Annotated in this window: 14 protein-coding genes; 11 read left to right on the top strand and 3 right to left on the bottom strand. The window is 37.5% G+C overall.

What is annotated here, in order from left to right; genetic code table 11:
• Positions 1 to 218: 218 nt before the first annotated feature.
• Together BQ3481_RS06975 and BQ3481_RS06970 are read left to right on the top strand one after the other, a co-directional pair.
• The gene (locus BQ3481_RS06975; RefSeq protein ID WP_101009471.1) at positions 219 to 458 is read left to right on the top strand and encodes an Lrp/AsnC family transcriptional regulator; all 240 of its coding nucleotides are present in this window, start codon (positions 219 to 221) and stop codon (positions 456 to 458) included.
• Positions 459 to 583: 125 nt separating this feature from the next.
• Positions 584 to 1,129, top strand: coding sequence for a hypothetical protein (locus BQ3481_RS06970; RefSeq protein WP_320410688.1), 546 nt, complete (start codon positions 584 to 586; stop codon positions 1,127 to 1,129).
• Positions 1,130 to 1,300: 171 nt separating this feature from the next.
• On the opposite strand, the gene BQ3481_RS06965 is transcribed toward BQ3481_RS06970, so the two are convergent.
• Positions 1,301 to 1,933, bottom strand: a complete 633-nt coding sequence (locus BQ3481_RS06965; RefSeq protein ID WP_157927628.1) for a hypothetical protein — start codon at positions 1,931 to 1,933, stop codon at positions 1,301 to 1,303.
• Positions 1,934 to 2,373: 440 nt separating this feature from the next.
• On the opposite strand from BQ3481_RS06965, the gene BQ3481_RS06960 reads away from it, so the two are divergent.
• The 8 genes from BQ3481_RS06960 (at position 2,374) to BQ3481_RS06925 (ending at position 11,308) form a co-directional block, all read left to right on the top strand.
• Positions 2,374 to 2,907, top strand: a complete 534-nt coding sequence (locus BQ3481_RS06960) for a hypothetical protein (RefSeq protein WP_157927627.1) — start codon at positions 2,374 to 2,376, stop codon at positions 2,905 to 2,907.
• Between the two features lie 25 nt (positions 2,908 to 2,932).
• Positions 2,933 to 3,901, top strand: coding sequence for a pyridoxal 5'-phosphate synthase lyase subunit PdxS (gene pdxS / locus BQ3481_RS06955; protein WP_157927626.1), 969 nt, complete (start codon positions 2,933 to 2,935; stop codon positions 3,899 to 3,901).
• Positions 3,898 to 4,518 carry a pyridoxal 5'-phosphate synthase glutaminase subunit PdxT gene (pdxT, locus tag BQ3481_RS06950; RefSeq protein WP_157927625.1) on the top strand — a complete coding sequence of 207 codons (621 nt, stop codon included), beginning with the start codon at positions 3,898 to 3,900 and terminating at the stop codon, positions 4,516 to 4,518. Before pdxS ends, pdxT begins: the two co-directional genes overlap by 4 nt.
• Positions 4,519 to 5,250: 732 nt before the next feature.
• On the top strand, positions 5,251 to 5,751 hold the full coding sequence (hsp20, locus tag BQ3481_RS06945; protein WP_157927624.1) for an archaeal heat shock protein Hsp20: 501 nt from the start codon (positions 5,251 to 5,253) through the stop codon (positions 5,749 to 5,751).
• 604 nt (positions 5,752 to 6,355) lie between these two features.
• Positions 6,356 to 8,005, top strand: a complete 1,650-nt coding sequence (gene thsB, locus BQ3481_RS06940) for a thermosome subunit beta (RefSeq protein WP_157927623.1) — start codon at positions 6,356 to 6,358, stop codon at positions 8,003 to 8,005.
• Positions 8,006 to 8,026: 21 nt separating this feature from the next.
• Positions 8,027 to 8,704 carry an ArsR/SmtB family transcription factor gene (locus BQ3481_RS06935; protein ID WP_157927622.1) on the top strand — a complete coding sequence of 226 codons (678 nt, stop codon included), beginning with the start codon at positions 8,027 to 8,029 and terminating at the stop codon, positions 8,702 to 8,704.
• A gap of 23 nt (positions 8,705 to 8,727) precedes the next feature.
• Positions 8,728 to 8,946 (top strand): hypothetical protein, encoded by a 219-nt coding sequence (locus BQ3481_RS06930; RefSeq protein WP_157927621.1) that lies wholly within the window; start codon positions 8,728 to 8,730, stop codon positions 8,944 to 8,946.
• Between the two features lie 79 nt (positions 8,947 to 9,025).
• Positions 9,026 to 11,308 carry an aconitate hydratase gene (locus BQ3481_RS06925; RefSeq protein ID WP_157928504.1) on the top strand — a complete coding sequence of 761 codons (2,283 nt, stop codon included), beginning with the start codon at positions 9,026 to 9,028 and terminating at the stop codon, positions 11,306 to 11,308.
• Between the two features lie 261 nt (positions 11,309 to 11,569).
• Here the strand turns inward: BQ3481_RS06925 and BQ3481_RS06915 are convergent, their stop codons facing one another.
• Positions 11,570 to 12,568, bottom strand: a complete 999-nt coding sequence (locus tag BQ3481_RS06915) for a zinc-binding dehydrogenase (RefSeq protein ID WP_157927619.1) — start codon at positions 12,566 to 12,568, stop codon at positions 11,570 to 11,572.
• Between the two features lie 100 nt (positions 12,569 to 12,668).
• Here BQ3481_RS06915 and BQ3481_RS06910 point away from each other — a divergent pair, with 100 nt between their 5' ends.
• A complete protein-coding gene (locus BQ3481_RS06910; RefSeq protein ID WP_157927618.1) occupies positions 12,669 to 13,247 on the top strand; it encodes an NADPH-dependent FMN reductase in 579 nt (192 codons plus the stop codon).
• Positions 13,248 to 13,252: 5 nt separating this feature from the next.
• Here the strand turns inward: BQ3481_RS06910 and BQ3481_RS06905 are convergent, their stop codons facing one another.
• On the bottom strand, positions 13,253 to 13,621 hold the full coding sequence (locus tag BQ3481_RS06905) for a VOC family protein (RefSeq protein WP_157927617.1): 369 nt from the start codon (positions 13,619 to 13,621) through the stop codon (positions 13,253 to 13,255).
• Positions 13,622 to 13,644 lie beyond the last annotated feature (23 nt).

Raw genomic sequence — 13,644 nt, 5'->3', positions numbered from 1 at the left:
AATAGAACAAGATGAGGATTAGGCTAATAGTACCAATGACTCTATGTGAGTCAGAACCGGGGAACATTCTTTTTTCCTAAATCTTCTAAAAATGTCTACAATCAAAAGGATTCTTGAGATTTTATGCAGAAAAGAGGTTCTATTTTCAACAATGATATAATTCTTGATTTACATGAGAAAACAGATCTATTGATATATTTGCATTGTATAGGTATACTATGGCAACTGCATATGTGCTAATAAATTGTGAACTTGGCTCTGAAGAATCTATCATCTCACAACTGAAAGCAATTAACGGAGTCAAGGAAGTTCACGGTACCTTTGGGGCCTACGATATATTGGCCAAGATTGAATCTCCAACAGTGGAAGCATTAAGGGAAATCATCACTTGGAAAATTCGTAAAATAGAGAAGATTCGTTCAACTCTGACCCTGATGGGAATAGAAGGTCAAAGCTAAGTCTCTGTGGAGAAATCTTTACCCATATTTTTGAACCCTACATCATAGGGTATCCTAATTTTTTATGCAAAGAACTTTTAATCGCGTCATGATTTTTTCATTATATGATTCTTCATTTCATTTTCTTGGTAAAAGAAGAGGATGTGGACAATAAAAAATGGGAATTTGAATACGTCACAAAGATGGCACATTTTTACAAGGTTTGGATTGAAAAGACTTTTTCACAAAAAGTTGACATTCAAGTAGATGAGATGATTGTACGATCTGGTGGACGATTACGAATTATTGATACTCCTACATTGCTTGAAGACCACGCTGATAGGGGAAGGGATATTTTTCATTTTTATCTGACTTATTTTAGGCCGCTTTGGACTGATTGTACATGTGAGGGATATTTTGCAGAGAATTTTGGCATGGTTTTATGGAGCAAGAGTCCACAAAAAAATGATTTAACATTTCTAATGGAGACTAATTGTCCAAAGGTTTCTCATGAACTTGCTCATGAATTCCTGAGGAAAAAAGGATACAAAAACTACAAGGAACTAGTACATGATATATGGGACAAACATCTCTTTGCATCGTTGCCCTTTGAACACTATGATGTAGATTATAAACAAACAGAAAAAGTTGCTCTGTTTGCAACTATAGATACTTCCAGTTTACGATCATAATACAATAGTTTTTGTCTAAACCCTAAAAGACTATAAGTAAGTGCCTTGGAGATTTTTTATGCCAGAATTCGTCTGTCCTGACTGTAGTACAAAACTATTTCATGAAAATGAAACTACATTGACTGTGGAAAAACAAGTACACATAAAATTCTGTCCCGCTAAAAAGAAGCACTAGCACTTTGTGACAGAATATATTCTGTCTTGAAAACTAGCTGTCTTGAAATCTATCTTATTTTGCGGATCTTTCTTTCTTGTTGTACTTAGCTTTTCTAATGTGACAAGTGCTTCCCCATCAAACCCGACAGAAGATCCGAAAACTCCTTCTGAAAGCTGATTTCCATGCTCTCCTTTCTTTATGTCATCAACCATCTCATAAAATTTTACGGCCTCTCTTTTTGTTGTTGGACCGCCCGAAGATTTGTTGAAACCAACTGCAATGTACATGCCATTGTTTTTCACTGCGATGGGTACTTTGTAGATCTTGCCAGAATGGCCTGGAATTTTTTCGTTTAACAAAATTTCACACTTGTGGAACATGCTTGAGATGTATGCAAAAAATCGATAGTTGGCATATGTGCCAGCGGAATCTTCGTGACAATCAACAAAAACCTTGTGCAAAAGTTCAAGAGCAGAATCATTCATGCTTTGCAGGCGTTCTTCAATTCTGCCTTTTCTGACCAGATCTGATTTGCAGTCTGCAGCAATTTTTTCTAAAATAAAAGGCGGCAGATTATAGTTTTTCAAGGTGGAAACAAAAGTTCCAGTTTTGGAGGCGCCAAATGTTGGAAAATTACCTCTACTCAATCCTGACTACCTCCATGTATTTTTGGTATTGTAAAACTCAAATCACACTCTCCCTAGTATGATTACTAGGTCTCTTTTTCCTTATAACTGTTCGGTCAAACAGAGATCGGATGGTGGGGCCGACCGGAATTGAACCGGCGACACACGGGTCACTACAGCTCCAAACTGTACATCATCCTTGCGTCAGTGAAGCTTGTGAAACCACTGGAGCCCTTAGCGGTGATCATGTGATCTAAACTGTCGCCATACCAGGCTAGGCTACGACCCCACGTAATGGACATAAATACACTTGAATTTTAATTTACTTGACTTCTGAAGATTTATTGGTACCATTGTAACTCATTTTGAGCATTGGACTGCAAGAAAACAACACATTATGATTTTCATCTTTTGATCAGTTACATGCATAATATAGATCAGAGTCACTTGGAGAGTGAAAATTGGTTCGTCCTATAATCATACTATTGGGAGCAATACCGGTTCTTGCTGCACTTTTCATTGTGGTTCCTACACTTCTTCGACCCGAAATCCCAAATGTTGCAGTCAATTCTGATGATGTTATATCAATAGAATACAGTAAAGAGCACCTCAAAAAAATATCATTTGGTCTTACGCAAAGCATTGGTGCTGATACAGCAGAAGTTCTAACAATCTCAAATGATGGTCAAACTACCTATAGTCTCACAAAGAATGGTTATTCTGAACCTGATAAACAGTATCAATTGTCAAAAGATGAGGTCAAAAGACTAACTGCACTAATAAAAGAGACTGGATTTATGGAAATCCCGACAACATCATATCCAGTAAAAAGTGATCTAAACGAGTATGAAAAATTTGGGTTACAAGTCACACTGGATGGCAAATCTATCAATATCCAGTGGCCCGACCAAAATTCTACTCAGAAATTCATTCCTCCCTTGATAACTGAGGTGCAAAGCAATCTAGATTCCGTGATTGCAGAAATAACAAAATAAATAGCCTAAGGAGCGATCAAATCTCATGATTCCACTCGCTGGTGATTTGGGTAATGCCAAAGGGATAATCAAAGAAAAGATAGGATCGTTTGGTACAACACGCGGAACTTCTACTCTAAAACGTGGTTTTGCGCACATGCTCAAAAATGGAGTTGTGATGGATGTTACTACCGTTGAACAAGCCCAGATTGCAGAAGATGCTGGTGCAGTAGCAGTGATGGTTTTAGATAAACTTCCATCTGACGTTAGAAAAGCTGGCGGCGTTGCAAGGACTGCAAGTATTAGAATTATTCAAGAGATTATTGATTCTGTAACAATTCCTGTCATGGCAAAATGTAGAATAGGTCATGTATACGAGGCAATGGTTCTGCAAGAAACAAATGTGGATATGATAGATGAATCAGAAGTTCTAACCCCTGCAGATGAAAACCACCACATATGGAAATGGGATTTCACAAGCCCATTTGTAAATGGTGCACGAAATCTTGGTGAAGCTCTTCGAAGAATAGAGGAAGGTGCGGCAATGATTAGAACAAAAGGAGAACCTGGTACTGGTAATGTTGCAGAAGCAGTCATTCATATTAAAAATGTAAACACTGAACTGAGACGTATAAAATCAATCTATGATGCTGGTGATGAACAAGACTTGATCAGTGTTGCAAGAGAATTGAAAGTTTCTTACTCTATTGTGGAAGAGACTGCAAGTTTGGGCAGATTGCCAGTTGTAAACTTTGCAGCAGGAGGAATTTCAACTCCTGCCGATGCTGCATATTTGATGACTTTGGGCTGTGATGGAGTATTTGTAGGATCTGGAATATTCAAAGCTGACGATGCAAAAGAGAGAGCACAAGCAATAGTCTTGGCAACAACTTTCTGGGAAGATCCGGATAAAGTAAAAGAAGCACAAAAAATGATTGATGAAAGACAATCCATGCTGGGATTAGATACAAAGAACCTTGAGCTTAGAATGCAAGAACGTGGTAGTACAGCATGAGCGGCGGAATAAATGTAGGAATTTTGGCAGTTCAGGGAGATGTTGCAGAGAACATACTGGCTACAAAGATGGCAATTGAAGAACTAGGTATGGAAGGTATTGTGACTGAGGTTAAAACTCCTGAACAAATATCTGATCTTGATGGGCTGATTATACCTGGTGGAGAAAGCACTGTGATAGGCACACTTTCTCTAGTCAATGGTTCATTGAAAAAAATTAAAGAAAAAATTGCAAGTGGAATGCCTGTGTTTGGAATATGTGCAGGTATGATAATGCTCTCAAAAAAAGCAAAAGATAGAGTAGTTGGTGAAATGGACCAACCACTATTGGATTTTCTTGACATCAAAATAGAACGAAATGCTTTTGGCAGACAAAAAGATTCATTTGAATCTGAAATATCGATGGATAAAATTGGCGTCTCCAAGTTTCATGGTGTGTTTATTCGTGCACCATCTATCATAGAAACAGGAAAAGATGTGGAAATACTCTCAAAGTTTAATGAAAAAATAATTGCAGTAAAACAAGGAAACGTCATAGGCACTGCATTTCATCCCGAGCTTACCGGGGACATTTCTCTTCACAAATACTTTGTAAATCTGATTAAACAGAAGAACTAGGTTTGTTAATTGGATGATCTCTGATTCCATCTGATGATAGGTTTATTGTACCTTATCCTTGAAGAATTTGGATCTTATAGAATAGGACTGAGATTAGACTATGTTATCTAGATCCGCATATTAAATTAGAATAAATGTACAATAAAAATTATATTTTGGATTTATCATTTTAAAAATAATGGGGGTTTCAAATTTGGAAACACTATGTAGAAAATGTGGTGATGAATTAGCATCTATCGAAATATGCATGAATTGCAATGGGCCTCTAAAACAGAAATGTCTTAATTGTAAAAAAATCAAAGAGTTGATACACTCGCATATGTCAGCATCATTTAGCATGGCCCACTGATTTTTTAAATTTAATTTGATATTATTATGATTAATGGGGATGGTGTTGACTGTTCATATTGATTTTATGTTATTAAAATGGTGTTTTAGAGTTATTTATGATCTGACATGCATTACAAATGGTCATATTTTTTGTAACAAAAAAATTAGAAAATATTGAGCGTCAAACTTGGATTCGTGATATGTGTAAAAAATTGTTGAAAATAATGAAACAATATTATTTCTGGTCATAGTCAACATGGAAACTTGTATGGAGTTACTGTTGGCCTACACTGATGTATCTGCTAGGAAAAATCCACTAATTTTTGTTAATTGTCATCTATATTACATTTTGTAATAAAATTAATATTGGAGTAATGACAATTAGTCATAAGGTGGAATCATATGTTCGAGATCGATGAATTTGATGACCTCTTCCAAAGAATGACTAGACCATTCAGAGAGATTGGAGACATGTGGTATGAACTAAGAAACTCATCCAACATGCGAACATTTGGTCCGTATTACTATGGTTATTCCTTAGCGAGGGGACCTGATGGTAAACCCGTGGTAAGGGAATATGGAAACGTACGACCAAGCCTTCTTCCAACTGCAGAAAACAGGGAACCATTCGTTGACACAATCGTAGATGGTAAGGAAAAGATTTTGAAGGTTGTCGCAGAGATGCCTGGAATAGAAAAGAAAGATATCAAGATAGAGGTGGTTGGAAGTATAATCAATATCGATGCAGAGCATGGAGAAAGAAAATATCATGCCAAAATACCAATAAGACAAAAAATCGATGAAAATTCTGTCATGGCTACATATGCTAATGGAATACTTGAAATGAAATTCAAGTTAAAGGAAGAGGATAGTCCTAAAGGAAAGATAGTGACGGTGGAATAAACCGTCTTTTCTTTTTTTGATAATCAGTATACTTATGTGATGTAAAAATTATTAATCGTAATAATTATTCAATACACTAGCATTAAAACAATCTACCAATTTCATCTATGAAATTACTATCAAAATATGAGGTTTATTAAAATTAAATGGCGTGACCCATTAGCAGAACACGGGGAGATTCCCTCCCAAGCATCAGGACGCCGCTGCGCCGATGTCCACAGTTGTACTCTGCTGGGTCACGCGGTTTTCAAGTCATCTGTCTTGACTTTTCCGCCATGACAATATAATCTACTTTCAAATATTTAAAATTTTACATAATTTTTTTTATCATGATTTTTATTCTGTTTAAAATTATTTTTTCAAATATGGTTTATCACATAAAAAAATTAAAACACATTTCAAATTATTTGAAAGTTGAAAAATAGATGGATCAATTATCCATAAAAAATAAATTTTTAAAAATGTAATAGATCCAGGTTCGATCCACGATTCACAATTCTCCTACTCTCCTACAATTTATTGGATCGAACCAATCTTTCTAAAACACATTTGTCGTAAAATTAAAATATTCCTTACACACATTATGTGACCAACGTGATACAATATGACGTTACCAACACAACAAACTCCAATCATCCTTCTAAAGGAAGGATCAACGCAAACAAAGGGAAATGATGCCCAAAGAAACAATATCCAAGCAGCAAAACTAGTTTCAGAGCTGGTACGAACCAGTCTTGGTCCAAGAGGCATGGACAAGATGCTGGTAGACACTCTTGGGGATGTCACCATTACAAATGATGGTGCAACAATCCTAAAGGAGATTGATGTACAGCACCCTGCAGCTAAGATGATGGTAGAGATAAGCAAAGCTACTGACAATGAAGTGGGAGATGGTACTACATCAACTGTAGTTCTTGCAGGTGCACTACTAGAAAAAGCAGAAGATCTTGTGACCAAGAATGTTCATCCTACGCTGGTCGTAGACGGCTTCAAGAAAGCATCTGAGAAAGCAATAGAGGTGCTAAGACAAATAGCAACCCTGATTGACCCACGAGACAAGAAATATTTGAAGAAGATTGCTACCACTACACTTGCATCAAAGCTAGTTTCAACAAACTCATCCGAACTAGCTGATGTAGTAGTGGATTCAATCTTGGCAGTTGCAGAAAAATCAGGAGACAAATACAGAGTAGATATTGACAACATCAAGGTTGAAAAAAAGAGCGGAGGTTCAATCCGGGACACAAAACTCATCCAAGGAATTGTTCTTGACAAGGAAGTTGTACATGGTGCAATGCCAAAGAGGATTGAGAATGCCAAGATTGTACTTCTCAATGCACCATTGGAAATAGAAAAGACAGAGTTTGATGCAAAGATTAACATCAATTCTCCAGACCAGATGCAACTATTCATTGATGAAGAGAACAAGATGATAAAGAAAATGACTGACAAAATAACCCAGTCTGGTGCAAATGTCGTTTTGTGCCAGAAAGGAATTGATGACATGGCACAACACTATCTGCAAAAGGCTGGAATCTTGGCAGTACGAAGAATAAAAGAAAGCGATATGACAAAACTTGCAAAAGCAACAGGAGCACGAATTGTTTCAAATGTAACAGAACTTACTGCCAACGATCTTGGAGCTGCTAACCTAGTAGAAGAAAGACTTGTTGAGACAGATAGATGGGTATTTGTGGAAGAATGCAAAAATCCAAAAGCTGTGAGCATTCTTGTACGAGGGGGTTCTCAAAGAATAGTGGATGAAGCAGAGAGATCTGTTCATGATGCACTGATGGCAGTAAAGGATGCAGTTGTTTATCCCAAAATTGTTGTAGGCGGAGGTGCCCCTGAGGCACATGTTGCTTACAAGATAAGAGAATGGGCTAACACTCTTGAGGGTAGGGCACAGCTGGCTGCACAAAAGTTTGCAGATGGAATAGAAACCATACCACTAGTCTTGGCAGAAAATACAGGAATGGATCCACTTGACACTCAAGTGGATTTGCGTTCCAAGAGTGCTTCCGGTAAGGCAATCTATGGAATTGATGTCACCGCCGCAAAGGTCGGTGATCTATCTACAAGAGACATCTATGAGCCACTTGCTGTCAAAGAACAGGTCATAAGTGCAGCAACAGAGACTGCTTGTATGATATTACGAATCGATGATGTGATTGCGGCATCAAAATCAAGAGAAATACCAAAACCTGGAGGTTATGGAGGCCCAGGGGGGGACATGTCCGGAATGGATATGTAATTCCTTTTTCTTTTTATTGGCATGCACAATCAAATAGACTCAATTTTCCACGTACTTGGAAACAAGGCTAGGAGAGATATTCTATCCACTCTTTCTAATGAATCGATGTATTTTAACCAAGTTTCAAAACAAATAGGAATTGGACAGCAGGCCATGCTGCGCCATATGCAAACACTGGAAGACACTGGTTTTGTTAGCACATATGGTGAGAAAAGTAAATTCGGAGCACCTGACAGAAAGTACTATCGTCTAAATTCATCATTTAATCTATCAATTTCCCTTTCAGAAGACGAATTTACTATAGACTATGAAGAAAAAATACATGACAACAGATCTCAAAAGTTATTTGAGAATAGATTCAAACAAATCTCAAATGATCCTAGCCTTGCACTTTGGAGTCTTAGAAATAACCTAGCAGAAATGGATGAAGAAATCGAAAACCTGCAGGGTAGAATTAATGATTTGAAAGTTATTCGACAAATAATATTGCACAAAATTCATCAAATTGGCAAGGAAAACTTTTCAGACATGGAAAGAAAAATTGTGTATACCATGATGAGGAATACGCCTTCATCTTTAATCGAGCTAACAAAAACGCTTGGTGAAAATAAATCTGAAGTAAAAACTGCCCTCAAAGACTTGCAAAATAAAATGGATAGTGGTAAAATGAGAGATCTTGTGGAAGAAATTGACATATAGTAAATATGTGAGGTTACAAGCAAATGAAGATTACATATATTGAGTTCATCAGGTGTGAGTTAGATGGCAAGTGGGATTCCTCAGAATCTGACATGAAGACGTATTATGAGGCAAAAGATGAACCTGCAAATTTGTACCTATGGACAAAAATAGATGAGAAAAAACAATACAAGTTCAAAAAAGACTCTATAATCAGAATTTCTTCTAATATAGTACGTTTCAACATGGAAGATGTGAAATAATTATTACTAAAATGATCTAAAATAAAAAGTAGTTATACCGTTTATATTAAATTCGAATTGATTGTATATTGTTATTGTGATGGAAATAGAGACAACTCCAGAACTAGTTTCAAAGGTTTACAAAAAAATTGAAGAGAACATTTCAAAATATAAAAAACTAGTCAATAGGCCGCTTACTCTGACTGAAAAAATTCTTGTTGGCCATCTTGATGATATGGAGAGTGCAAAAGATCTAGAACCGGGTAAAAGCTACTCGCTTCTACGACCAGATAGAGTTGCATTACAAGATGTTACAGGTCAAATGGTAATTCTGCAATTCATGCAATCAGGTCTAAAGCGAAGTACACTTCCAACAACTGTTCACTGTGATCATCTCATTAGAGCCAAAGTTAATGGAGATGTAGACATTAAAGTTGCACTAGATGAAAACAGCGAAGTATACAAATTCCTTGAATCATCCTCAAGAAAATATGGAATAGGATTCTGGAAACCCGGTGCAGGAATTATCCACCAAGTCGTACTTGAAAACTATGCCTTTCCTGGTGGACTAATGATTGGAACTGATTCACATACGCCAAATGCAGGCGGTCTGGGCATGCTTGCTGTTGGAGTGGGCGGACTTGATGCAACAGAAGTAATGGCAGGTTTTCCATGGGAACTATTGTATCCTAAAAGAATTGGTATACACCTCAAAGGGGAGCTGAATGGATGGGTTGCACCAAAAGATATCATATTGTATGTAGCATGGAAGCTTACAGTATCTGGTGGAACAAATGCCATAGTAGAATACTTTGGACCTGGTACCAAATCAATTAGTTGTACTGGAAAAGCCACAATAACAAACATGGGTGCAGAAATTGGTGCGACATGTTCCGTATTTCCATATGATGACAGAATGGAAGTTTATCTCAAGTCTACTAATCGTGAACAAATTGCAGATCTTGCAAACAAGCATCGAGATATTCTTGTTGCAGATCCCGAAGTTGAACAAAATCCAGAAAAATATTTTGATAAAGTGATAGAGATTGATCTATCTACACTAGAGCCATACATCGCAGGTCCTCACACACCAGATCTTGCAAGACCAATATCTGCACTTGCGGAAGATGTCAAGAAGAACAAATATCTTGATAGTATTTCTGTAGCTCTTATCGGCAGTTGTACAAATTCATCTTATGAAGACATGACAAGAGCCGCGTCTATTGCAGAGCAAGCAAAATCACATGGAATGAATGTAAGGATCCCGCTCCTTGTAACACCAGGTTCTGAACAAATTAGAGCGACGATTGAACGAGATGGACAGATGCACACTCTAAATGAGATTGGTGCGACCGTATTAGCTAATGCATGTGGACCATGCATAGGACAATGGAATAGGCCAGAGATAAAACCTGGAGAACCAAATACTATCATTACCTCATTTAACCGAAATTTTCCCGGACGTAATGATGGTAGGAGGGAGACAATGGCCTTTATGGGCAGTCCTGAGTTGATTGTAGCTCTTGCTCTTGGCGGTCGATTATCATTTAATCCGCTAAAAGATACTCTAAAGGGTTCTGACGGAAAAGAGTTCATGCTAGAACCGCCAAAAAAAGCACCAGAGGTACCAACAAAGGGATTTTCAAACATAGGTCAAATCTATGTTCCACCTGCTACAAACCCTGATGATGTAGAAGTTGCCATAAATCCTTCAAGTGGGAGATTGCAAAAACTAGCTCCATTTATGAAATGGGATGGTAAAGATTTTGTGGATTTGCCACTTTTACTAAAGGCAAAAGGTAAATGCACAACAGATCACATATCTCCAGCAGGTGCATGGTTATCATTACGCGGACATATTGACAAAATTAGTGACAACATATTCCTTGGTGCAGTCAATGCATTTACAAACGATGTTGGTAAGGGAAAGAATCTGCTAAATGGGAATACTGAATCATTTCCAGTTATAGCAAGACAATACAAAGAGAAGAATCTCAAGTGGATTGTAATAGGTGACAATAATTATGGGGAAGGAAGCAGTAGAGAACACGCTGCCATGTCTCCGAGATATCTTGGATGTGCGGCAGTTATTGCACGAAGTTTTGCACGCATACATGAAACAAATCTAAAAAAACAAGGAGTACTAGCACTCACTTTTGTCAATTCATCTGATTATGATAAAGTCCAGGAAACTGATAAAATAAGCATACTGGATTTATCTCAAATGCAACCTGGAAAAAATATCGGATGTGTGTTATACCATAAAGATGGTACAAAAGATGAGATCATGCTAAAGCATTCCTACAATGACTTTCAGATAAAATGGTTCCAGGCAGGCTCTGCTTTGAATATATTGCGTGAACGAGAAGCACAGGCCAACTAAAGAACTAATAGTTTGGAGGACGTTATTTTCTATCAATGAGTCATATCTTTGATCCTAATGAACTCTACAATAGGGTAGTTCACTATTACATTGACAAAAAGGGATATTCAAAAGAAAAAGCAAATCAAATTGCCCGTAAGGTTGTAGAGAGGGAAAAAAGTAGGTATACGTGCAAAAATGTCAATTGTGGTCATGGACTAGATGACCACATAAGACACAGTGAAACTTGTCTTGTCCTTGATTGTGAATGCAGAAAATTTGTCAGCTAGATACTTGCAACAAAATTTTTCCAAACTGGTTGCTTTTTTCCATCTTTTGCTGTGCAAGTTTGGCATCCTTTAGATCAAATATGCTATCAATTATGGGTTTGATTTTTTTTAATTTCATGAATTTATGTAATGCAACAAGCTGTGATTTTGATCCCAAATATGCACCAATTATCTGAGCCTCTTTACTATAAAATGATCTGATGTTTACCACTGCTTCTCCTCCAGTCGTGGTTCCACATGCAATCATTCTCCCCTTTACCTTGAGGACTTCGAGGCTTGTGGGCCATGTCTGTGCTCCAACGTGATCAATTACAATATCCACTCCTACCTGATCTGTAAACTTTAGAACCTCAGATGTTACATCTTTGGCATTTCTATCTATGACAAAGTCTGCCCCAAGTTTTTTTGCAAATTCTACCTTGTTCTTGTCAGATGCAATAGCAATGGTCTTCAGACCCTTTGCTTTTGCAAGCAAGATTGCAGCCGAGCCAACTCCACTGTTTGCACCCCAGATCAAAACAATGTCATCTTTTTTACATCTTGATTTCTCTAACATGTTCCACGCTGTAAGATATGAGATATTAATTGAAGCAGCCTCTTGATCTGAGAACCAACTTGGTTTTTTTATTATGTTTTTTTTTGGAATCTGGATGATTTCAGCATAACCACCTTCATATCTTCCAAACCCTCCGATGATTCCAAAAGATACTCGTGCAACATTGCTGTCAACTGCTGGATATATTATCACCTTGTCATCCTTTTTGAGACCTCCAAATCCCTCTATCAAAGTACCACTAACATCGCAACCAAGAATGTGTGGAAATGATACTGTCTTGCCAGGAATTCCATTTCTCACCCAAATATCCAAGTGATTCACTGCGCAATAATTTACCTTGACTAGAGCATGCCCTTTTTTAGGAACAGGATCTGGAATTTCTTCATACGACAAGACCTCTGGTCCACCATGCTTTCTGATGATTACAGCCTTCAACTCTTTGTGAAAGATGAAATTGTTATTTAAAGAACGCCTCAAATGAATGTCTGATAATACAAAAGAAAACTTGTTAAACTATAATCACGTCAAACTATAATTGGTAAAACCAAAAATTCTTGCATTTGCTGGAAGCACTCGCACTGATTCGTTTAATAAAAAACTAGTCAAAATTGCAACAGGTGGTGCAATGGAGGGTGGTGCAGATGTTACTGTAATTGATCTTCGAGATTTTGCAATGCCACTTTATGACGGAGATTTGGAACAGCAGCAAGGTCTTCCATCTAATGCACGCAAGCTCAAGGACTTGATGTTGTCACATCAGGGATTTTTGATTTCATCACCAGAGTACAACAGCTCTATCTCAGGTGTTCTCAAAAATACAATTGATTGGGTATCTAGACCCGTTGAAGGCGAAGAGCCTCTGGCTTGTTTCAAGGGCAAGGTTGCAGGAATAATGAGTGCATCTCCAGGGGGTCTTGGAGGTCTTCGTGGGATGGTTCATGTACGTGCAATTCTTGAAAATATTGGTGTAATTGTAATCCCGGATCAGATTGCAATAGCAAAAGCCCATGAAGTATTCCATGCCGATGGAACATTGCAAGACAAAAAACAAGAGGAACAAGTAAAAAAGATTGGCTTTAATGTTGCGAAATTACTGGTAAAAATAACTGTTTGACAATTTTATTTTGCACTAATATCCATCTGAATGATTCCAAAGATATTTCCATCAATGTCCGCACATATCGCCAAGTGCCCAACTCCTGGAATTGGAAACTTTGGTGTGTGTACTTGACCACCTTTTGATATAATTTTGCTGGTGTATTCATCTATGGAAGGAACATCTATTGTATTTGTCATGCCTATCTGTCCTGGCATTCTTCTCGCAAGACCTCCATTAATTCCAGCTTGTTTGTCGTCTCCTGTCTTTATCATCCAATATTCCATGGGACCATCCCATTTGTTAAACTCCCATCCAAATACTTCATGATAGAATTTCTGTGCTAGTTCTGGATTGTCTGAAGGAATGTCAAAGTGTACAATTCGCGGCATGTGCAAAAAGTGGATCACATGTT

The organism is Candidatus Nitrosotalea okcheonensis (genome assembly GCF_900177045.1).
GTDB lineage: Archaea > Thermoproteota > Nitrososphaeria > Nitrososphaerales > Nitrosopumilaceae > Nitrosotalea > Nitrosotalea okcheonensis.
The sequence above is the reverse complement of the archived record's forward strand: the minus strand, read 5'-3'. Positions and strand labels throughout refer to the sequence as shown.